The 20831-nt window shown below is 72.6% G+C and carries 20 protein-coding genes, 1 pseudogene and 1 riboswitch; of the genes and pseudogenes, 3 read left to right on the forward strand and 18 right to left on the reverse strand.

All coding sequences use genetic code 11. From position 1 onward, the window contains the following. Window positions 1-21: 21 nt before the first annotated feature. The 10 genes and pseudogenes from cobC to ABD481_RS28080 form a co-directional block, all read right to left on the reverse strand. The gene (gene cobC, locus ABD481_RS28035) at window positions 22-1062 is read right to left on the reverse strand and encodes an Rv2231c family histidinol phosphate aminotransferase CobC (protein ID WP_344668767.1); all 1041 of its coding nucleotides are present in this window, start codon (window positions 1060-1062) and stop codon (window positions 22-24) included. A 148-nt stretch (window positions 1063-1210) separates the two neighbouring features. Next, window positions 1211-2092: pseudogene (locus tag ABD481_RS28040) on the reverse strand (sirohydrochlorin chelatase); the annotation flags it as partial. Then, complete coding sequence (locus ABD481_RS28045) at window positions 2089-2721, reverse strand: precorrin-8X methylmutase (protein WP_344668768.1); 633 nt, start codon at window positions 2719-2721, stop codon at window positions 2089-2091. The gene ABD481_RS28045 and the pseudogene ABD481_RS28040, both read right to left, overlap by 4 nt. Then, the gene (locus ABD481_RS28050; protein WP_344668769.1) at window positions 2718-2912 is read right to left on the reverse strand and encodes a 4Fe-4S binding protein; all 195 of its coding nucleotides are present in this window, start codon (window positions 2910-2912) and stop codon (window positions 2718-2720) included. Before ABD481_RS28050 ends, ABD481_RS28045 begins: the two co-directional genes overlap by 4 nt. Next, the gene (gene cobJ, locus ABD481_RS28055; RefSeq protein ID WP_344668770.1) at window positions 2909-4657 is read right to left on the reverse strand and encodes a precorrin-3B C(17)-methyltransferase; all 1749 of its coding nucleotides are present in this window, start codon (window positions 4655-4657) and stop codon (window positions 2909-2911) included. Before cobJ ends, ABD481_RS28050 begins: the two co-directional genes overlap by 4 nt. After that, window positions 4654-5829, reverse strand: a complete 1176-nt coding sequence (cbiE, locus tag ABD481_RS28060; protein ID WP_344668771.1) for a precorrin-6y C5,15-methyltransferase (decarboxylating) subunit CbiE — start codon at window positions 5827-5829, stop codon at window positions 4654-4656. The genes cobJ and cbiE overlap by 4 nt, the downstream gene beginning before the upstream one ends. Continuing rightward, window positions 5826-7016, reverse strand: a complete 1191-nt coding sequence (locus tag ABD481_RS28065) for a cobalt-precorrin-5B (C(1))-methyltransferase (protein WP_344668772.1) — start codon at window positions 7014-7016, stop codon at window positions 5826-5828. Before ABD481_RS28065 ends, cbiE begins: the two co-directional genes overlap by 4 nt. Next, window positions 7009-7932, reverse strand: coding sequence for a precorrin-4 C(11)-methyltransferase (cobM, locus tag ABD481_RS28070; RefSeq protein WP_344668773.1), 924 nt, complete (start codon window positions 7930-7932; stop codon window positions 7009-7011). Before cobM ends, ABD481_RS28065 begins: the two co-directional genes overlap by 8 nt. After that, entirely contained in the window at window positions 7929-8675 is a 747-nt protein-coding gene (gene cobI / locus ABD481_RS28075) for a precorrin-2 C(20)-methyltransferase (RefSeq protein ID WP_344668774.1), read from the reverse strand. The genes cobM and cobI overlap by 4 nt, the downstream gene beginning before the upstream one ends. Continuing rightward, window positions 8672-10024, reverse strand: coding sequence for a cobyrinic acid a,c-diamide synthase CobB (locus tag ABD481_RS28080; RefSeq protein WP_344668823.1), 1353 nt, complete (start codon window positions 10022-10024; stop codon window positions 8672-8674). The genes cobI and ABD481_RS28080 overlap by 4 nt, the downstream gene beginning before the upstream one ends. Here ABD481_RS28080 and ABD481_RS28085 point away from each other — a divergent pair. Then, window positions 10023-10313: a hypothetical protein gene (locus ABD481_RS28085; protein WP_344668826.1), complete on the forward strand. Its 291-nt coding sequence runs from the start codon at window positions 10023-10025 to the stop codon at window positions 10311-10313. The genes ABD481_RS28080 and ABD481_RS28085 overlap by 2 nt on opposite strands. Window positions 10314-10395: 82 nt before the next feature. Here ABD481_RS28085 and cobO read toward each other — a convergent pair whose 3' ends face one another. The 3 genes from cobO to ABD481_RS28100 form a co-directional block, all read right to left on the reverse strand. Further along, window positions 10396-11016, reverse strand: a complete 621-nt coding sequence (gene cobO / locus ABD481_RS28090; RefSeq protein ID WP_344668775.1) for a cob(I)yrinic acid a,c-diamide adenosyltransferase — start codon at window positions 11014-11016, stop codon at window positions 10396-10398. Then, window positions 11016-13313, reverse strand: coding sequence for a VWA domain-containing protein (locus ABD481_RS28095; protein WP_344668776.1), 2298 nt, complete (start codon window positions 13311-13313; stop codon window positions 11016-11018). Before ABD481_RS28095 ends, cobO begins: the two co-directional genes overlap by 1 nt. Window positions 13314-13399: 86 nt before the next feature. Further along, window positions 13400-13573, reverse strand: a riboswitch (cobalamin riboswitch). 572 nt (window positions 13574-14145) lie between these two features. Continuing rightward, window positions 14146-14790: a sulfite oxidase-like oxidoreductase gene (locus tag ABD481_RS28100; RefSeq protein ID WP_344668777.1), complete on the reverse strand. Its 645-nt coding sequence runs from the start codon at window positions 14788-14790 to the stop codon at window positions 14146-14148. A 133-nt stretch (window positions 14791-14923) separates the two neighbouring features. On the opposite strand from ABD481_RS28100, the gene ABD481_RS28105 reads away from it, so the two are divergent. After that, window positions 14924-15286: a (2Fe-2S)-binding protein gene (locus ABD481_RS28105; protein WP_344668778.1), complete on the forward strand. Its 363-nt coding sequence runs from the start codon at window positions 14924-14926 to the stop codon at window positions 15284-15286. Between the two features lie 88 nt (window positions 15287-15374). After that, on the forward strand, window positions 15375-15854 hold the full coding sequence (bfr, locus tag ABD481_RS28110; RefSeq protein WP_344668779.1) for a bacterioferritin: 480 nt from the start codon (window positions 15375-15377) through the stop codon (window positions 15852-15854). An 81-nt stretch (window positions 15855-15935) separates the two neighbouring features. Here the strand turns inward: bfr and ABD481_RS28115 are convergent, their stop codons facing one another. The 5 genes from ABD481_RS28115 to ABD481_RS28135 all read right to left on the reverse strand — a co-directional run bounded on the left by ABD481_RS28115 (window position 15936) and on the right by ABD481_RS28135 (window position 20800). Then, complete coding sequence (locus tag ABD481_RS28115; RefSeq protein ID WP_344668780.1) at window positions 15936-16286, reverse strand: DUF6086 family protein; 351 nt, start codon at window positions 16284-16286, stop codon at window positions 15936-15938. Window positions 16287-16549: 263 nt separating this feature from the next. Then, window positions 16550-17305 (reverse strand): hypothetical protein, encoded by a 756-nt coding sequence (locus ABD481_RS28120; RefSeq protein ID WP_344668781.1) that lies wholly within the window; start codon window positions 17303-17305, stop codon window positions 16550-16552. A gap of 62 nt (window positions 17306-17367) precedes the next feature. Further along, complete coding sequence (locus ABD481_RS28125) at window positions 17368-18411, reverse strand: threonine aldolase family protein (RefSeq protein WP_344668782.1); 1044 nt, start codon at window positions 18409-18411, stop codon at window positions 17368-17370. A 119-nt stretch (window positions 18412-18530) separates the two neighbouring features. Then, a complete protein-coding gene (locus ABD481_RS28130) occupies window positions 18531-19892 on the reverse strand; it encodes a class II 3-deoxy-7-phosphoheptulonate synthase (RefSeq protein ID WP_344668783.1) in 1362 nt (453 codons plus the stop codon). Window positions 19893-20125: 233 nt separating this feature from the next. Next, entirely contained in the window at window positions 20126-20800 is a 675-nt protein-coding gene (locus ABD481_RS28135) for a response regulator (RefSeq protein WP_344668824.1), read from the reverse strand. Window positions 20801-20831 lie beyond the last annotated feature (31 nt).

Below are 20831 nucleotides of genomic sequence, written 5' to 3' on the forward strand. Positions count from 1 at the left end.
GTCTTGACCCTATCCCGGCCGTTACGGCCGCGTCGCGGTGATCTGCTCCCAGTGGTCGATCAGCGTGTCGGTGGCGGCGCGGCCCCGGACCGCGACCCGCAGCCAGTCCGGGCCCAGGCCGGGGAAGGTGTCGCCGCGGCGCACCGCGATGCCCGCGGCCCGCAGCCGCTCGCGCAGCACGGCCGCGCCGGGGGTGTGGACCAGCACGAACGGGGCCCGGGAGGCGGCCGGGACGGTGACGCCGGGCAGCGCGGCCAGCCGGGCCAGCAGGTGGGCGCGGTCCCGGTCGGCCTGGTCGGCCAGGACCCCGGCCTCGGCGACGGCGGCCGGCTCGCAGACCGCCTGCACCGCGATCAGGCCGAGCGAGGACACCGACCACAGCGGCTGCGCCTGGCTCAGGGCCCTGATGAGCTCGGCCGGCCCCAGGACGTAGCCGACCCGCAGGCCGGCCAGGCCCCAGGTCTTGGTCAGGCTCCTGACGACCACGGCCTCCGGGTGCCCGGCCAGGCTCTCCGGCTCGCCGGGGACGGCGTCCATGAACGCCTCGTCGACCACGACCGTGCGGCCGGGCCGCAGCAGCCGGGCGAGGGCGGCGGCCGGGTGCAGGACCGAGGTCGGGTTGGTCGGGTTGCCGACGACGACCAGGTCGGCGTCGGCGGGCACGGCGTCCGGGTCGAGGACGAAGCCGCCGCCGAGCAGGTGCCGGTCGACGGGGTGGCCGGCGGCGAGCAGGGCGGCCTCGGGCTCGGTGAACTGGGGATGCACGACGACCGCGCGCCGCGGTCGCAGCACCCTGGCGAGCAGCACGAAGGCCTCGGCCGCGCCGGAGGTCAGCAGCACCTCGTCGGGCGCACGGCCGTGGCGGGCGGCGATTGTCGCGGTCGCGGCGCGGGCGTCGGGGTAGGCGGCGAGCCGGTCCAGGCCCGCGACCAGGCGGTCGCGCAGCCAGCGCGGGGGCTCGGAAACGCGGACGTTGACCGCGAAGTCGTGGCGGACCGGCACGGCGACGTCGCGCAGTTCGGCGTCGCCGTGGTGACGGAGGTCGGGTGGCGGCTCAGCCATGGGCGGGCGCGCGATCGGAATCGTGGCTGGAGCTGAGGGCTGGGTCAGGACCCTGGCCGGGGTCGGGGTCGTGGTTGGAGCCGGGGTCGTGGCTGTGGCTGGGACCGTGGTGCTCGCAGTGGTGGTGGTCGTGATCGTGGTCGGCGCCGTGATCGTGGTCGTGATCAGCACCGTGTCCGTTGCCGTGGCTGTGACCATGGTCGTGGCCGTGGCCGTCCTCATCAGGATGGTGGTGCGGCGCCTGCGCCGCTCCCACCTTGTCTTCGAACCCTGGCATGGCTATGCGGTAGACACAGGTGTCGCAGTTCATGCGGATGTCTCCGGCGACCGCTTCGGCGTAGCGTTCCAGCACCAGATCGGCGAGCTCGTCGCAGTCCCCGATGACCGGCGCGACGTCGTAACCGGCCGACTGCTCCACGATCCGGTCCGGCAGCACACCGCGGAACAGGAAGTACGGCAGCACCACGATGCGCTTCGCGCCCAGGCGCCGGCAGCGTTCCAGGCCCTCGGCGACCGACGGATGCGCGAGCGAGACGAACGCGGTCTCGACCATCCCGATCCCGCGGCCTTCCCACAGCAGCCGGGCGGCGCGGTAGACCTCCGCGTTCGCGTCCGGGTCGGTGGAGCCGCGGCCGACCAGCAGGACAGCGGCGTCGGCCCGCTCCGCACGCGGCAGCACGGCGTCCAGGCGCGCCTCCAGCAGCGCCAGGATCGTCGGGTGGACGCCGAGCGGACGGCCGTAGGAGAACGACAGCCCCGGGTGCCGGAGTCGCTCCCGGTTCAGCGAGCCCGGGATGTCGCCCTTGGCGTGGCCGGCCGCGACCAGCACCAGCGGCACCGCCGCCAGGCGCCGCTGTCCGGCCTCGACGAGCCGGGTCACGGCCTCACCGACGGGCGGCGCGGACAGCTCGATGAAGCCGCCGTCGACGGGATTCGGCGCGCGGCGAGCCACGCGCTCCACGAAGGCCCGGAAGTCGGCCGCGCCCTCCGGGTCGCGGGTGCCGTGGCCGACGATCAGCAGGGCGGTCATCGCGAATTGCCTTCCTTCACCGAAGCTTCGGACACCAGGTCCTCGTAAAGCAGAGCATTGAGCGCGGCCGCCGCGACCGCCGATCCGCCCTTGCCGGAGACGTTCGACACGGCCGGCAATCCGGACTCGCGCAGCGCCGCCTTCGACTCCGCGGCGCCGACGAAGCCCACCGGAAGGCCGATCACCAAAGCGGGCCGGACCTCGGCGGCGACGTCGATGAGCTCGAACAGCGCGGTCGGCGCGCAGCCGATGACGTAAACGGCGTCAGGTCCGGCCTGCTCGGCGGCGAGGACCAGCCCGGCGGCAGAGCGAGTGATACCGCGCTCGGCCGCCAACGCCGGCGCGGCCGGGTCCCTGATCCCGCAGAACGGCTTCCTGCGAGTGATGCCGGCGGCGACCATCTCGACGTCGGCCACGATCGGGGCACCGGCCGCCAGCGCGGCGGCAGCGCGGGCCAGTACTGCTTCGTCGGCGAGCACCAGATCGGAGGCGTAGTCGAAGTCGGCGCTGGCGTGGATGACGCGTTCGGTGACAGCCCTCGTATAAGGCGGAAGGCTCGCGGTGTCGTACTGGGAGCGCAGGATGCGGTAGGACTCGGCCTCGATGGGATGGACAGTGCGCGCGGTCATTCCGATTCCACCGGCTCTCCGAGGGTGATGGCGTCCACCGGGCACACCTCGACACACTCCCCGCAGCCGCTGCACCGATCGGCCCGGACCGACAGGGTGCCGCCGTGGGGACGGATGGCATGCTCGGGACAGGTCAACAGGCACGCGCCACAGCCCTGGCAGGCGCCGATCTCGGCGATCAGAGTGCTCATGAAGTCTGGCTCCAGGTGTAGCCGCGCGGAGTGACCATGCGGCTGGCCGCGATGCGGGTGTGCGAGCTGCCCACCAGGACCACCGTGTACATGTCGACCTCGGCCGGGTCGAACTCGCTCAGGGTACTGATCCATGCCTGCTGGCCGGGACGGGACGCGTCGCGGACGCAGCCGACGGGAGTGGTCAACGGCCGGTGCCGCTTGAGGATGTCCAGCGCGTGCCCGAGCTGCCAGTCCCGGCCCCGGCTGCGCGGGTTGTAGAAGACGGTGACGAAGTCGCCCTCGGCGGCGGCCGCGACCCGGCGCTCGATGGCCGGCCAGGGCGTGTGCAGGTCGGACAGGGAGATGATCGCGTGATCGTGGCCGAGCGGCGCGCCGAGGATATTGGCGGCGGCCAGCGAGGCGGTGATGCCTGGCACGCCGACGACGTCGACGTCGTCGAGCTCTGCAAAGAGATCCAGGGCCGGACTGGCCATGGCGTAGACCCCGGCGTCGCCCGAGCCGATCAGCGCGACGGCCCGACCGGTGCGGGCGGTCTCGACGGCGTCCTTGGCCCGCGCCTCCTCGCTGCCCAGGCCGGTGGCGCGGACCTCGGTGCCGGGGCGAAGGAGGTCGCGGATCTGGTCCAGGTATTGGTCGAGTCCGATGACCACCGACGCGCGCCGCAGTTCGGCGACGGCCCGCGGCGGGAGCAGGTCGCGGGCTCCGGGGCCGAGGCCGATCAGGGCCAGGCGGCCGCGCGGGGCGAGGCGGGCGACGGCGGCGGTCGCCATCGGTGCCCGGTCGTCGTCCGGCGCGCTCTTGGTCTTGGGCACGATCAGGTCGGCGAGCGGCCGGTTCGGGCCGTCGTGGCGGGCGGCGGCTTCGGCGACCGAGGGCGTGCCGACCCCGGCGAGTACGACAGGGCTCGGATTCGGGACGTCGACCGCGGCGAGTTCGGCGGCCGGGTGGAAGACCACGGGCCAGCCCCGGCGCCGGGCGGCTTCGAGGATTCCGGCTTCGTCGGCCTTGGCGTCGACCGATGCCAGGCGGGTCACCGAGGCGGCGGACAGTCCTCCGGCGGCGAGCGCTCGGTCGACGGCGTTCAGGACCTCGTCGGCGGTGACGCCGCGGGAGGCTCCGACGCCGACCACCAATGACGGCGGTCGGTAGACGAGAGTTTCGGTCTCGGCGGCTTCAGTAGTAGCGGCAACGTCAGTGACCGTGATCCGGGCCTCGGCCGGGCCCTGATGGCCGTCACCGACGTGCAGCGCGGGCAGCGGCCACTCCTCGGCACCGCTGAGGTCGACGGACGCGCCCGACAGCAGCTTCGCGCCGACCGGCGCCAGCAGCTCGGGATTCTCGATCCGGAAGCCGAGGTCGGCGCCGTAGCCGTCGAGCGCCTGCGCGCCGGCCGCGTCGGAGGCGGTCGTGATCACCGGGGTGCAGCCGAGGACCGCCGAGACCCGCTCGGCCAGGTCGTTGGCGCCGTGATGGCCGCCGAGGACCGCGACCGCGTGCCGCAGGGCCTCGTCGACGCAGACCACGGCGGCGTCAGTGTTCTTATGGCCGAGGACGGGCGCCAGCGATCGCACGGCCGCGCCGACCGCCAGGAAGGCCACCACGGCGTCGCAGTCCTCGAACGCCGTGCGCAGCTCCCCCGCGCCGCCGTAGAGCCGTGCCTGCTCCGGCCACGCCGCGGCCAGCACGGCGGCGGCGTGGCGCCCGGCGGCGGTCGCGGCGACCACGCCGATCTTCTGGTTCACGGTCGTTCTCCCCACAGCAGGAACACGGGATTGGCGGCGGCGAAGCGGTGGGTGTCACCGGGCAGCGCGGACAGGCGGGAGGACTGGAGCAGCACGCCGTCGACGGCGCGGCCGGACTTCATCAGCAGGTTGATCGTCTCCGGGACGCGTTCGATCGCGGCCAGCGCGACGACGACCGTCGCGGCCGGGGTCTCGGCGCAGGCGGCGATCACGTCGGAGCCGCCGCCGCCGACGAACACCGCGTCCGGGCGTGGCAGCCGGTCCAGGGCGCCCAGCGCGTCTTCGACGACGACGTCGACGGCCACGGCGTGCGCGGCGGCGTTGGCCCGGATCCGTTCGCCGGACTCGGCGTCGCGTTCGACGGCCACCACCGCGGCGCCGAAGCGCGCGCATTCGATGCCGACCGACCCGGAGCCGGCGCCGATGTCCCACACCAGCCGGCCGGGGCGCGGTCCGAGCCGGGCCAGGGCCTGGGCCCGCACCTCGGCCTTGGTGATCATCGAGTCGCGGTGGGCGAACGCGGTCTCGGCCAGCGCCCACGGGCCCGGCACGCCCTGGAACCCGGCGAGCCAGCCGCGCTCGGAGGACAGGCGCGATTCGTCCAGGCACAGCAGCACGTAGGGGTCCTCGAACTCGGAGTGCACGGCGGCGTGCGAGCTTAGGATCTCAATACTCTGATCGGCGTGGCCGAGCCGCTGGGCGACCACGAACGTCCGGTCCGGGAGTTCGGCGCCCAGTTCGCGGGCTCCGGCGCCGGGGCCGGTCAGCACCGCCACCTTGGGGAAGGCTCGGCAGACATGGGCGACCGGGCGCAGGTCGCGGCCGTGCGCGCTGACCACCATCGCGTCGTCCCAGGCCATGCCGATCGCGGCGAAGGCGGCGGCGACCGAGGACGCCGCCGGGACGACGTCGAGGTCGAGGCCGCGTTCCCGCAGCGCCCGGACGATCCCGAAGAATCCGGGGTCGCCGCTGGCCAGGACGCAGACGCGGTCGTGGCCGGGAATCCGGTCGAACATCTCGTCCAGGCGGACGAGATGGTGGCGTCGCGCGGTAGGCGGGACGCCGACCTCATCCAGGAGGCGCGCGGTGCCGACGACCAGATCGGCGCCGTCGACGGCGGCGCGGGCGCGTTCGGGCAGCGGGGTGCCGTCGTAGCCGATGACGGTGATCACGACCGGGCCACCACTTCCTTGCCGCTGAAGTCGACCATGACCACCTCGGCGCTGATCGCCCCGCCGCATTCGGCGAGAGCGAAGCGTTCCAGCACGGAGGCGACACGGCGGCACAGCTCGCTTCCAGCGACGTCGAGTAGTCCGGCGGCGTCCCAGAGCTCGTATCCATGGCGTGCGGTATTGGCCGCGCCGACCTCGGCCGCGAGGTCCGCGGAGCCGCCGACGGCGAGGGTGATGTCGCCGAGCAGCGAGCAGTCGACCTTCGAGCGGGTGTAGTGCGTCATCAGGACTCCGGCGCCGAGCTTGGTGAGCTTGCCGGCCATGCCGACGAACGCCACGCGCCGCACGCCGTGCTCGACGCAGCGCCGGAGCGCGGCGCCGGTGAAGTCGCCGACCTCGACGAAGCTCACCTCCGGCAGCTCCGGATACAGCGCCATCGCGCCCTTCTCGGTGCGCCCGCCGGTGCAGAGCACCAGGACAGGGTCCTGCGACGCTCCGGCGGCCTGGGCTGCGAGCACCGACACCGCCTGTTCGACGCTGGCCCGCCACGCGGCCGTGGAGAACGGCCGGACGATGCCGGTGGTGCCGAGGATGGAGATCCCGCCGAGGATGCCCAGGCGCGCGTTGGTGGTCTTGCGGGCCATGACCTCGCCTTCGGGCACTGAGATGACCACGCTGAGCCCGCGCGCGCCGGCGTCCGGGGCCAGGGCGAGCGCCTCGGCCACCGACGCCTCGATCATGCCGCGCGGCACCGGGTTGATGGCCGGGCCACCGACCTCCAGGCCGAGGCCGGGCTTGGTGACGACGCCGACACCGACGCCGCCGTCGAGCCGCAGGCCGGTGCCGGGCGCGAGCCAGGAGACGGTGGCGGTGAGGTGCGCGCCGTGGGTGACGTCGGGGTCGTCGCCGGCGTCTTTGACCACGACCGCCTCCGCGCGGCCGGGTCGAGGCAGCTCGCAGCGCTCGGTGGCGAAGGTGACGCGGCGGCCGGAGGGCAGCGCGATCTCGGTCCAGGTCTGGGGTTCTCCGGTGACCAGCGCGACGGTCGCGGCCTTCGCGGCGGCCGCGGCGCAGGCGCCGGTGGTCCAGCCGGGGCGCAGGGCCTTCGGCCGGACTTTCATGGTGCGGGGCAGATCGGGTTCCCGGAGGTCGGGTTCCCGATGGCCCGGGGCGCTCGGATCAGACATCTGCGACGGGCTCCGCGATCTGCGACGCGGTGGCCGAGGTGGCCTGCGACGCGGCGGCGGTGACGGCGGCCGTGGCGGTGGTGCCTGCTTTAGCTGTGGTGGCCGCTGTAGCTGTGGTGGCATCGGCGGCGAGCAGCACCTTCCGCGCGGCCTTGTCCGCGCGGCGGAAGCCGTGGAAATGGCCCGGGTGGTAGAGGTGCGAGCGGGTGCCGTGCGCGGCGAGCGCCGGGCCGACGAGGAAGAGGGTGTGCTTCCAGAGCTTGCGCGCCTTCACCGTCTCTTCGAGGTCTGCGATGGTGCAGTAGGCGAGTTCCTCGTCCTCCCAGGTGGCGCGGTAGGCGACGACGACCGGCGTGTCGGCGTCGTAGCCGCCTTCCAGCAGCTCGGCCACGAGCTGACCGGAGCGCGCGGCGGAGAGGAACACCGCCATGGTGGTGCCGTGCCGGGCGAACTCGCGGATGGATTCCTTCTCGGGCATGGGCGTCTTGCCGCCGCCGAGCCTGGTGAGGATCACCGATTGGGCGACCTCGGGGATCGTCAGCTCGCGCTGCGCGATGGCCGCGACCGCCGAGAAGGCCGAGACGCCGGGGACGATCTCGGTGACCAGGCCGAGCTCGCGGCAGCGGTCCAGCTGTTCCTGGACCGCGCCCCACAGCGACGGGTCGCCGGAGTGGATCCGCGCGATCCGTAAGTCCTCGGCGAGCGCGCGTTCGTAGATCGCGACGACGCCTTCCATCGGCAGGGCCGCGGAGTCCACGATCTCGGCGTCGGGCCGCGCGTGCTCCAGAACGGCTTCCTGCACCAGGCTGGAGGCCCAGATCACGACGTCCGCCTCGGCGATCGCCCGCGCCCCGCGCAGCGTGATCAGGTCGGCGGCGCCGGGCCCGGCTCCGATGAAGGTCACTTTCGCGGTCACAGCGCTCCCCCTCGTTCGCGCCGCCGCGCGGTGGTGATGACAGTGGACAGATACGGTGCTTCCGCGACGGTCTCCGGGGTCAGGTCCCCGACCGCGCCGACGACTTCCTCCGGCAGGCCCAGGGCGGCGCCGAAGACGGTCTGACCGGTGCGGTCGGCCTTGTCGACGGCCGCGAGCATCTCCGGCAGGAACCGGCCGCCCTTGTAGGCGACGACGGTGTCGAAGGAGGCCAGCGCCTGCTCGTAGGCGTCGAGCCCGGCGGTCATCGGGAACAGGGCCAGCACTTCGCGGCCCTCGGCGAGCACGGTTCCGGAGCGGGCGGCGAGGTCCTGCATCGCGGTGATCCCCGGGACGGTCTCCACGTCGACCGACGGCATCAGAGCTCGAACTGTCTGAGCGAGATAGCTGAAGGTCGAGTAGATGTTCGGGTCGCCGATGGTGGCGAACGCGATGCGGGCGGCACCGTCTTCGAAGGCTGCGACCACCGCTTGGGCGGCCTCGTCCCACGCGCTCAGCCGCTCCGCGGTGCGGCCGCCCCGGTCGGAAAGGGCGAAGCGCACCGCGCGGATCGTGGCGCCGTCGAGGTGGGCCCGCACGGTGGCCTCGGCGCGCCCGGGGCCCTCGGGCCCGTCGGCGAGTACGGGCACGAACACGACGTCGGCCTCGCGCAGCACGCGCACGGCCTTGACCGTCACCAGCTCCGGATCGCCCGGGCCGACGCCGACCCCGGTCAGCAGCCTCACCGCAGCACCCCGCAGCTCTCGACCAGGCGCCGGGCCACCGACGGTGTGCCGGCCCAGTGCAGGTGCAGGTAGGAGGCGTGGATCCGGGACCCGGCGAAGCCCTCGGTGACCGGGCCGTTGTCCCGCCGCCAGTGCCAGGCCGGGGGCGAGCCGGCCGACGGGCTGACGGCGGTGCGGTGGAATTCGTGCCCTGACACCCGCGTACCGGCGGCGGCCAGCACCGACTCGGCGGCGGCCACGGCGTGCCGGTAGCCGAGGGTGAGCCGGTCGGTCATCACCGCCTCGGCGTCGACGATCCCGCACATCGGCAGCCCGTCCAGGCTCTTGCCGAGGTAGAGCAGCCCGGCGCACTCGGCGGCGATGGCGCCGCCGTAGCGGGCGAACTGGAACACCGCCTCGCGCAGCGCCTCGTTCGCGGCCAGCTCGGGGGCATGGACCTCGGGGAAGCCGCCGCCGATGACGACGCCGCCGACGCGCTCGGGGAGCCGCTCGTCGCGCAGCGGATCGAACGGCAGCAGCTCGGCGCCGGCGGCGGTGAGCAGCTCGGCGTTCTCCGCGTAGGAGAAGGTGAAAGCGGGCCCGGACGCGATCGCGATCCGGGCCTTGGCACCGCGCCGGGGACCGACTTCGGCGGCTGGATCCCACGGCGCGACGCGCAGCGCGGGCGCGGTGCGGGCCAGGGCGTAAACCTGGTCCAGGCGCACGCCGGCGTCGACGAGCGCGCCGAGCGCGGCGACCGCGTCCAGCGCCTCGGCACGGCGCTCGGCCACTGGGACCAGGCCGAGGTGGCGGGAGGGCGCGGCCACCTTGGCGTCGCGGACGAGCGCGCCGAGCACCGGCACGCCGAGGTCGTCCAGCGCCTCGGTCAGGATCCTGAGATGGGTCTCGGAGCCGACCCGGTTCAGGATGACGCCGGCCAGCCGGACCGCGGGGTCGAAGGACCGGAAGCCGTGCACCAGCGCGGCCACCGAGCGGCCCTGCGCGGCGGCGTCGACGACGAACACCACCGGGGCGTCGAGCAGCTTGGCGACCTGCGCGGTGGAGGCGAACTCGCCTTCGCCGGTGGCGCCGTCGTACAGACCCATGACGCCCTCGACGACCGCCAGATCGGCGCCTGCCGCGCCGTGGGCGAACAGCGGCGCGACGCGGTCGGTGCCGACCAGGTAGGGATCGAGGTTGCGGCCGGTGCGGCCGGCGGCCAGGGCGTGGTAGCCGGGGTCGATGTAGTCGGGGCCGACCTTGAAGGGGGCCACGGTGAAGCCGCGGTCGGTCAGGGCTTTGACGATGCCGGTGGCGACGGTCGTTTTGCCGTGGCCGGAGGCGGGGGCCGCGATGACGATGCGGGGAATGGTGAGGGAGAGCGGCTGGGACGGTGTCGAGGTGGTGGGGGCGGGAGTCGGCGGGGAGGACGCGCCGATCGCCGGCGGGCCGGGCGGTGCGGCTGTGCCGGACCTGGCGGGTGTCGGGGCGGTGGCGGGCGTCGCGACCGCCACAGTCGCCGCAGCCGTCGCGGCCGAGGAGTTGGGGGTCGCGGAGTTCGAGGTCGCGGAGTTGGGGGTCGCGGAGTTGGGGGTCGCGGAGTTGGGGGTCGCGGAGTTGGGGGTCGAAGAGTTCGAGGCCGGAGATTTCGGGGGCTGAGAGTTCGGGTTCGAGGCGTTCGGTTTCGCGGAGTTCGGGTTCGAGGCGTTCGCGGCGGCCGGAATGCCGTGCGGAGCGCCGCTCACCACTCGATACCCTTCTGGCCCTTCTGGGCCGCGTCCATCGGATGCTTCACCTTGGTCATCTCCGTGACCAGGTCGGCGGCCTCGAGCAGCTGCGGGGCGGCGTCGCGGCCGGTGATGACGACGTGCTGGGTCCCGGGCCGGTCGGCCAGGGTCTTCACGACCTCGTCGACGTCGACCCAGCCCCACTTCATCGGGTAGGTGAACTCGTCGAGGATGTAGAGGCGGTAGGTCTCGGCCGCCAGGTCCTGCTTGATGCGCTCCCAGCCGGCGCGGGCGTTGTCGGCCTGGAGCTCCGGGTCGGAGTGCAGGTCCCGCTGGATCCAGGACCAGCCCTCGCCCATCTTGTGCCAGTCGACCGGGCCGCCCTGGCCGGTGGCGCGGTGCAGGTCGCCGAGCGCCTTCAGCGCGTTCTCCTCGCCGATGCGCCACTTCGCCGACTTCACGAACTGGAACACCCCGACCGGCCAGCCCTGGTTCCAGCCGCGCAGCGCCAGCCCGAAGGCGGCTGTCGACTTTCCTTTGCCGGGACCGGTGTGCACGATCGTCAGCGGCCGGTTGCGGCGCTGGCGGGTGGTGAGGCCGTCGTCGGGGATGTGAGCGGGTTGGCCCTGAGGCATCAGGCAGCCCTCCGGTCGGGTCGGGGACGGTTGGTCCGGACAGCGGCGGTGAGGGTGGCGGCGGCGAGATCGGCAAGCTGGAGGCCGGCGGCCCCGAGATCGCCGGCGAGGCGGGCGGCCAGGCCGAGACGGACCGGGCCGGATTCGCAGTCCACGACGATGGCGGTGCCGTCGACGGCGGCGATAGTGGCGGCGAGGTGGACGGCGGCGCGGCGGGAGTCGGCGAGAGAGGCCTGGGTGCGGGAGGCCTGGGTGCGCGAGACCTGGGTGCGGGAAGCCGACGACTTCGGAGCGGCTTTCGCAGGGCCCGAAGACCGCGACGGCTCGGTCGCCCGGCCGTCGGTCACCACGACCACCAGCGGCCGCCGCTGCGGATCCCGCATGCGCTCGACCCGCAGGACGTCGGCGGCCTGGAGGAGTCCGGCCGCCAGCGGCGTGCGGCCGCCGGTGGGAAGCGTGGTGAGCCGGGCGGCGCCGGCCTCGACCGACCAGGTCGGCGGCAGCGCGACCTCGGCGTCGCGGCCGCGGAAGGTCACGAGGCCGACTTTGTCACGGCGCTGATACGCGTCGAGCAGCAGCGAGAGGATCGCGCCCTTGACGGCGGACATGCGCTGACGAGCGGCCATGGAGCCGGAGGCGTCGACGACGAAGAGGACCAGGTTGCCCTCGCGGCCTTCGCGGAGCGGCTCCCGCAGATCCGTCGACCGCAGACGCAGCGCGCCTTCGGTACGGCCGCGCGAGACCTGTTCGGGCGCGGCGGCCCGGACAGTCGCGACGAGGTGGAGACCGTGAGTCCCCGGACGGGCGCCGATCGCGCGCCCGGTGCTGGTGCGCGCGCGGGAACGGCGGCCCTCGGCCCCGCCGCCCACGCCCTCGACCTGGAACAGCCGGGCCTTGAACGGCTCGCCGGGTGTCGCAGAGCCCTGTTCGCGCTGGGCGCCGCCGCGAGCGGATCGGTCGTCGGACTCGGTGTCGCGGTCCCGATCGCGGTCCTGGTCCCGACCGGCTTTCGGCTCCAGTCGGCCGTTGGCCTCCTGGTCGCGATCCGCCTCGCCGACCAGTTCGGGCTCGGGCGCCACGCCTGATCCGCCGGGTGGTTCGGGCCGGGCGTCGGCGTTCGCCGACGTGTTGGGGTCCGACCGGTCGTGGTCAGCGCCGGCGTCGGGGCCGTCGGGGCCTCCGGAACCGGGGCCCGAGCCGCCCGGACCCGGATCAGGGTCCTCATCCCCGTCCTGCATCGCCTCGTCGAGCTGGTTCTCGTCCAGTCCGGGCGCGTCGAACGGATGCCGCCGCCGGCGGTGCGGGAGCGCCAGCGTGGCCGCCCGGCGCACGTCCTCGGCGATCACGACGGTCCGGCCCGCCCAGGCGGCGAGCGCCGTCGCCGCGCGGGCCGTGACGAGGTCCGCGCGCATGCCGTCGACCTCGAAGGCCGCGCAGATGCGGGTGATGCGGAGCAGTTCGGCGTCCGGCAGCGTCACGGAGGGCAGGAGCGCGCGGGCGGCGGCGATGCGGGCGGCGGTGTCCTTGTCGGCGGCTTCCCAGGCGGCGGCGAAGGCCTCGGGGTCGGCTTCGTAGGCGAGGCGGCGACGGACGACTTCGGCGCGTTCGGCCGGGTCGCGGCTGGCGCGGACCTCGACGGTCAGTCCGAAGCGGTCCAGGAGCTGGGGGCGCAGTTCGCCCTCTTCGGGGTTCATCGTGCCGACGAGCAGGAAGCGGGCGGAGTGCCGCACGGAGACGCCTTCGCGCTCGACATGCGCGACGCCCATGGCGGCGGCGTCCAGGAGGAGGTCGACGAGGTGGTCGTGCAGGAGGTTGACCTCGTCGACGTAGAGCAGGCCGCGGTGCGCGGCGGCGAGCAGGCCGGGCTCGTAGGCGGCGACGCCGGAGGCCAGCACCTTCTCCAGGTCCAGGGAGCCGACCAGCCGGTCCTCGGTGGCGCCGACCGGCAGCTCGACGAGGCGCGCGGGGCGGGAGTCGGCGACGGCGAGGCTGCTGGCGCGGTTCGGACCGTCGGAGTGCGGCCCGTCGGGGTGCGAACTGACGGAGCGGGAACTGTCGGAGTGCGGTCCGTCGGGACATTCGGCGTCCGGGACCCGCGGGTCGCAGGAGAAGCGGCAGCCCGGAACGACGTCGAGCGCGGGGAGCACAGCGGCCAGCGCCCGCACGATCGTGGACTTGGCGGTGCCCTTCTCGCCGCGGACCAGGACGCCGCCGACGGCCGGCGAGACGGCGTTGAGCAGGAGGGCCAACCGCAGGTCGTCGAGTCCGACCACGGCGGCGAAGGGGTACGGCGGCACGCCGAATCAGCTCCTCACGGGTGTCCACGCCCGACAGGTCCAATAGCACAGACACGCCGCGGGGGCGGCGTGCCGGAGGCGGTCGGAGTCTCCTGACTCTCAGATCGCAGCACCTTTTCCTGCCTTCCCAGAACTTCGCGGTTCCAGTGGCTGGGGCTGCCGTTCGGCGCGGCCGTGAGGCGTTGCCGGGCGGCATCCTCGTGGGGAGGTGCTCCCTGATCACAGTGGCGGGACCGTTCCGGATTCGCACCGGGATTCCTGCCGACCGTCCTGCGTGCAGCATCCCGCAGCGATCAACGGGCGTCAAACCGCCGGGCCTGAGGAGGACCGTGGGGTGCCGGGGGCAGGTGCGGCGCCAGGGGTGGCGCTGAGGCGTGGTGGAGTGGCGCCCGGTGGCGGTATGGGCTGATGTGTCGGTCAATGGGAGGGTGAGCAAGCGACGGCGCGGGGCGCCGGTTTTGGGCGAGTACGAGTTGGAAGGCGGGGCTTTCGGTCCGGCCGGGAGGGCCGAGCGGAGTGACCGACGTGACACTCGTGGCGGGTGGAGTGGAGCGGCGGCGCGTGGTGCGGATGTGATGAATGTGACGAATACAACGGGACTGGCGAACGTACCGAACGTACCGAACGTGACGAACGTCGGCAGCGGACGCACCCTGAGCCGGCCCGGGTCGCTGTGGAAGGCCGTATTGCGGCGGATCCGTACTAGGTGAGTTCGGCTCCGAGGTCGCCCTTTTTACGAGACAGAGTGTCTTGCAGCGACACATGGTGTCTTTATTAGAGACAGAGCGTCTCACAAAGTCGCACCTACTCAGGCGAGCTTTTAGAGGCGGACTTACAGCGGCGGGCCGTCGCCCGGATCCTCTTGATACGAGTAGCGCTGCTCCCGCCACGGGTCGCCGATGTTGTGGTAGCCGCGCTCCTCCCAGAAGCCGCGGCGGTCCTCGGTGAGGTACTCGATCCCGCGGACCCACTTCGGGCCCTTCCAGGCGTAGAGGTGGGGGACGATCAGGCGCAGCGGGAAGCCGTGCTCCGGGGTGAGGGGTTCGCCGGCGTGGTGCGTCGCGAACAGGGTCTTCTCGTGGAGGAGGTCCTCCATGCGGAGGTTGGCGCTGTAGCCGTACTCGGCCCAGACGGTGACGTGGGTGACGTCGGGCGCGGGCGGGGCCAGGTCGAGGATGGTCTGGGCGGCCACGCCGCGCCACGGGGCGTCGAACATCGTGAACTTGGTGACGCAGTGGAAGTCGGCCACGACGTCGACGGCGGGCAGGGCCGTGAACTCCTCGTGGAACCAGATCGCCTCCTCGCCGTCGGCGGTGGCGCCGGTGACGCGGAAGTCCCAGGTGGCGGGCTTGAAGCGGGGAACAGGGCCGTAGTGCAGGACCGGCCACTCGCCGCGCTGCATGCGCTGGCCGGGCGGGAGCCGGTCCGCCGTCCGCGCGTCGGCTTCGATGTCCACCCCTGATCCCGGCTGCCCCATGGGTCCATCGTCCCAGATGTGGCGGACCGCACGTGCGCCGGGGACTTGGCGGTGGGGCTTTTGTAGCTTAGGCTCGCCTAAGTCATCATTGATCAGGTGCGTCCGCACCGATTGATAAGCCCCGGAGCCTCGCTTGTACGCCTGCATATGCCACGCGGTGACCACCGCCGAGATCGACGCAGCGGTCGCGCTGGGTGCGAAGTCCGTCAAGCAGGTCCGCAAGGCCACCGGGGCCGGCTCCGCCTGCGGGACCTGCGTGAAGCGCCTGAGCTGCCTGCTGGCCGCCGCCCGCGTCGCGGACTCGGCGCCGGCGGAGGGCATGCCGGCGGCGGAGCTGCTGCCGGCCGAGGCGCCGCTGCGCGCGCCGATCGAGACGTCGGTCATGGCGTCGGGCATGGCGTCGGTATCGGCGTCAGCGCCGGTCACCGCCTCGGCCACCGCACCGGTCACCGCGCACGCCCCGCACTGCCCGGCCGCGCTGCCCGCCCTGGGCTGAATCCGCACGTCAACCGTTAGCTCCTTCGGCGCAATCCGCCACCGCGGCGTTACCCTCCGCCCAAACGACTCTGGCAGGATCTGGCGGCATGCAGGGTGACAAGGACATCATCGCGTTCCTGAACGAGCAGCTCACCGCCGAACTGACGGCCATCAATCAGTACTGGCTGCACTACAAGCTCCAGGAGAACCGCGGCTGGAAGAAGCTCGCGGAGTACACCCGCCACGAGTCCATCGACGAGATGAAGCACGCCGACAAGCTGGCCGAGCGCATCATCTTCCTCGAAGGCCTGCCGAACTTCCAGAAGCTGCTGCCGCTGGAGATCGGGCAGAGCGTCACCGAGATGTTCCAGGCCGACATGAAGGTCGAGCTCGCGGCCGTGGACCGGCTGCGACGCGGCATCGCGCTGATGCGGGAACGCGGCGACGTCACCTCCGCGAACCTCTTCGAGGAGATCCTCGCCGACGAGGAACACCACATCGACTACCTGGAGACCCAGCTGGACCTCATCGGCCAGCTCGGCGAGCCGCTGTACATCGCGCAGCTGGTGGAGCAGCCGGAGTCGTAGCCACGAAGACATCCGCCGCGCGGTCCCGTCCGAGCTCACTGAGCCGGGGACCGCGCGGTTTTGCGTTGGAGTACGGCCGAATCAGCGGCTCATCGACCTCGACAGCTCGCTGCCGGCGGCCACGAGTCGGGAATCCCAGGTCGGATCCGCCACGCCGGTACGGTCGGCCAACGCGATGATCGTCGCCAAGAAGCCGTCGCTCAGGGCGGCCAACACGGGGTGACGGCTCCGAGCCCGCCAGAGCAGGAGGGCATCGGCAAAGGCTCGAAGTTCCGCGGGCGCGATCCGGGCTTCGTCCGATTCCATCGGGCCGATGCCGGAAGGCTGGGCGACGATGTCCTCGAACGCGGCGACCTGGCGCAGGAAAAGCTGCGACACGCCCTGCGCAGGGTTCCAGACCGTCTCGTCGCCCACGACGTAGTACTGACTCACCCCGGCACCCTAAGTGTCAGATACGCGAACGAGAACAGGTGGTACGCCTCGCAAGCGCCGCACCACCGCACCACCGCAGCACACCGCGCAGCGCACCACATCACCACAGCACCACCACCGCAGCCCACATGCAGCGCGCCACCCCGCAGCCACCGCCCCACCCCACCCCACCCACAGCAACGCCCGGCCGCACCAACGGCCGGGCGTCACATATCAGTACTCGAACAATCAGGCCCGCAGGCCCTCAGACCCGCAGACCGACCCTACTTCGCAGCCCTCGCCCGCGTCGCCGGCTTCTTGCCGTCGTCATCGTCGTCGTCATCGTTCTTCCGGTCCTCGACCTGGTCGGCGGGCACGAACTCGGCCGCCGGGCCGGTGCCGGTCTTGTGGAAGCGCAGTGCCTCCCACAGGGGGCCGGGGATGACGTGGATGCCGTAGTGGGCGCGGTGGTGGTTGGCGCAGAGCACTTCGAGGTTGCCCGGGGACTCGGCCCACTTCTGGAAGTCCTCGTCGGTCTCGAAGTGCAGGCCGAGGGCCTGCTCGATCTTCTTCTCGTCGACCTGGTTGATCTGGGAGAACTCGACGTGGGTGTGGTGCAGCTCCGGGTCGCCTTCGCAGAGGTCGTCGTTGATGATGCACTTCCACATGCCCTGGCGCTTCAGGCGGGCCTTGGCCTGCTCGAAGAGGTGGTAGTGCGGGTCGTCCTCGCGCGGGGCGTGTTCGGGCACGTGGGTCAGGATGTGGACCGTCAGCATCTGGTCGTGGGCCAGGGTGTTGCCGGTCGCCGCCGACTTCGTCGGGTGCAGGGGGGAGCTGGTGCGCTTGGGCTCGTCGTCGTCGTCGGAGTGCGAGTGCGAGGAGCGGGTCTGGGCGGGGACCGCCTTCTTCGCCGCGGTCTTCTTCGCGGGCGCGCGGTGGTGCTCGTGCTCATCCCCCTCCGCGGCCTTCTTCGCTTCCAAGGTCCGGCGATGCTGCTCCTCCGGGCCTATCTCCTCCTCGGAACCGAACAGCTTGCTCATCCAGCCCATCGGGCTTCTCCCCACCATTGCTCGTTCAGACACCGGCTAAGCCGGGGCTGACCCTAGTCCCTCTCAGGGGATTGCATCAAGGCGGTGGAAACCACCTCCACGGCCGTGTCACAGTCCTGAGCGGACACGTCCAGATGCGTGACGATCCGCAGCAGTTTCGGGCCGAAGGCCGACACCCGCACACCCTGGGCGAAGCAGGCCGCGGCCACCGCCGGGGCGTCGTCGACGTCGACCAGGACGATGTTGGTCTCCGGTTCGCGGACCGCGGCGCCGGCCGCCTTCAGAGCCGCCGCGATCCGGCGGGCGTTCTCATGGTCCTGCGACAGTCGGTCCAGGTTGTGCGCCAGGCCGTAGAGGGCGCCGGCGGCCAGGATGCCGGACTGGCGCATGGAGCCGCCGAGGCGGCGGCGCAGGGCGCGGGCCTGCTCGGCGCGGCCGGGCGGCAGCAGGACCAGGGAGCCGACCGGGGCGCCCAGCCCCTTGGACATGCAGACGGCCATGGTGGTCGCCACGGCGCCGTACTCGGCCAGCGGCACCCCGGTGGCGGCGTGCGCGTTCCAGATGCGGGCGCCGTCCAGGTGCAGGCCGATGCCGAAGGAGTCGGCCAGGGCCCGGATCTCGCGCAGGGTGTCGATCGGGTAGACGGACCCGCCGCCGCGGTTGTGCGTGTTCTCCACCTCGACCGCGCGGGTACCAACCGTATAGCGGTCGCCGACGCGGACCAGCGCCGCGAGCGAGGCCGGATCCATGAGCCCGCGCGCGGAGGGCAGGGTGCGGGTCTGGACGCCGGCATGGGCGGCCAGGCCGCCGTTCTCGTGCGCGACGATGTGCGCGTCGGCGTCGCACACGAGTTCCTCGCCGGGGCCGACCAGCATCCGGATGCCGATGTGGTTGGCCATGATCCCGGTCGGGGTGAAGACGGCGTCCTCGAATCCGAACAGCGCCGCCACCGACTCCTCCAGCCGGCGGACGGTGGGATCCTCGTCGTACTGGTCGTCGCCGACGTCGGCGGAGGCCATGGCCTCGCGCATGGCCGGGGACGGCTTGGTGACGGTGTCGCTGCGCAGATCGATCGGGGAGTCAGGGTAGGTCGCCATACCCGAGAAAGTATCGCTCCCGCCCCGGGAGGTCCGGGACGGGAGCGTGGGTCGGGCCCGGAGCCGCGCGCGGCGGCCCCGATCGGCTCAGCGCCTTAGCGCCTCAGCGCCTCAGCGCCTCAGCGATTACGGAGCATCTCCGCGACGAGGAACGCCAGGTCCAGCGACTGGCTGCGGTTCAGCCGGGGGTCGCACAGCGTCTCGTAGCGGTCGTGCAGGTCGTCGAAGGCGATCTCCTCGCCGCCGCCGACGCACTCGGTGACGTCCTCGCCGGTCAGCTCGACGTGGATGCCGCCGGGGTGCGAGCCCAGCGCGTGGTGCACCTCGAAGAAGCCCTTGACCTCGTCCAGCACGTCGTCGAAGCGGCGGGTCTTGTGCCCGGACGGCGCCTCGAAGGTGTTGCCGTGCATCGGGTCGCAGATCCAGGCCACCTCGTGGCCCTCGCCGCGGACCTTCTCCACCAGCGCCGGCAGCTTGTCCCGGACCACGCCGGCGCCCATCCGCACGATGAACGACAGCCGCCCGGGCTCCCGCTCGGGGTCCAGGCGCGCCAGGTAGGCCAGGGCGTCGTCGGGCGAGGTCGAGGGACCCAGCTTGATCCCGATCGGGTTGCGGATCCGGCGGAAGTACTCGACGTGGGCGCCGTCCAGGTCCCGGGTGCGCTCGCCGATCCAGATGTAGTGGCCGCTGGTGGCGTAGGGCTGGCCGGTGCGGGAGTCGACGCGGGTCAGCGCCGACTCGTAGGGCAGCACCAGGCCCTCGTGCGCGGCGTAGAACTCGACGGTGCGGAACTCCTCGGGATCGGTGCCGCAGGCGCGCATGAAGCGCAGCGCCCGGTCGATCTCCTTGGCCAGCAGCTCGTAGCGCTCGCCGGAGGGTGAACCGGCCACGAAGTCCTGGTTCCAGGCGTGCACCTGCCGCAGGTCGGCGTAGCCGCCGGTGGTGAAGGCGCGCACCAGGTTCAGCGTGGAGGCGCTGGCCTGGTACATGCGCAGCAGCCGGCGCGGGTCCGGGATGCGGGCCTCGGGCGTGAAGTCGAACCCGTTGACCGAGTCGCCCCGGTAGGCCGGAAGCGTCACCCCGTCGCGGGTCTCCGTCCCCTTGGAGCGGGGCTTCGAGTACTGGCCGGCGATCCGCCCGACCTTGACGACCGGCACCGAGGCCGCGTAGGTGAGGACGACGGCCATCTGGAGCAGGGTCTTGAGCTTGCCGCGGATCGCGTCGGCGGTGACGCCCGCGAAGGTCTCGGCGCAGTCGCCGCCGGTGAGCAGGAAGGCCTTGCCCCGGGCCACGTCGGCGATCCGGTCCTTGAGCAGGTCCGCCTCGCCGGCGAAGACCAGCGGCGGATAGGAGCGGAGCTCGGAGACGGCGGCGGCCAACGCGTCGGCGTCCGGCCATTCCGGCTGCTGGCCCGCCGGCAGCGCGGACCAAGTGTCCTCGACGGATCCGGTCCCGGCCGGATTCCTGACAACTTCGCTCATTGAGCCAGGGTACGCGAACCTTTGGGGGCTTCCGGGAACGCGTCCAGAGCGTGGGACCGGGACGTCCGAGCCGCAGGACCGGGGCGGATGAGCAGCCGGAACGCGGGGCGGGCAGTGCGCGAGACCGCTGGTCCTGGTGGTGCGGCTGGTGGTGATGGAACAGGTGATGCCGCGAGCCGCCGTGACGAACTACTCAGTCCAGCCCGGTCCCGCTCAGTCCCTCCCGGTCCCGCTCAGTCCAGCCAGCCCGGCCGCGCCAGCCCCGACTCGTACGCCAGCACCACCAGCTGCGCCCGGTCCCGCACCCCGAGCTTCACCATGCTCCGGCTGACGTGCGTCTTGGCGGTCAGCGGGCTCAGCACCAGCCGGTCGGCGATCTCCTCGTTGCTCAGCCCGGCCGCGACCAGGGCCAGCACCTCGCGCTCGCGGTCGGTCAGGGCCTTGATCTGCTCGGCGGCCGGGTTCGGGCCGGTGCGCTTGCTGCGGACCGCGAACTCCTCGATCAGGCGGCGGGTCACGCTCGGCGCCAGCAGCGCCTCGCCGGCCGCGACCGCGCGCAGGCCGCGCAGCAGGTCGGCCGGCTCGGTGTCCTTGAGCAGGAAGCCGCTGGCGCCGGAGCGGATCGCCTCGAAGACGTACTCGTCGAGCTCGAAGGTGGTCAGGATGAGGATCCGGACGCCGGACAGCCGCGGATCGGCGGTGATCTTGCGGGTGGCCTCCAGGCCGTCGGTGCCGGGCATCCGGATGTCCATCAGGATCACGTCCGGCCGCAGCTCGGCGGCCAGGCGCCAGGCCTGCTCGCCGTCGGCGGCCTCACCGGCCACCTCGATGCCGTCCTGCACCTCCAGCAGCGCGCGGAAGCCGGCGCGGACCAGGGCCTGGTCGTCGGCCAGCAGGACTCTGATCACGGGGTCGCCGCCGGGACCGGCTGGACCGCTC

Source organism: Catenulispora yoronensis, from assembly GCF_039531695.1.
GTDB classification, from domain to species: Bacteria; Actinomycetota; Actinomycetes; order Streptomycetales; family Catenulisporaceae; genus Catenulispora; species Catenulispora yoronensis.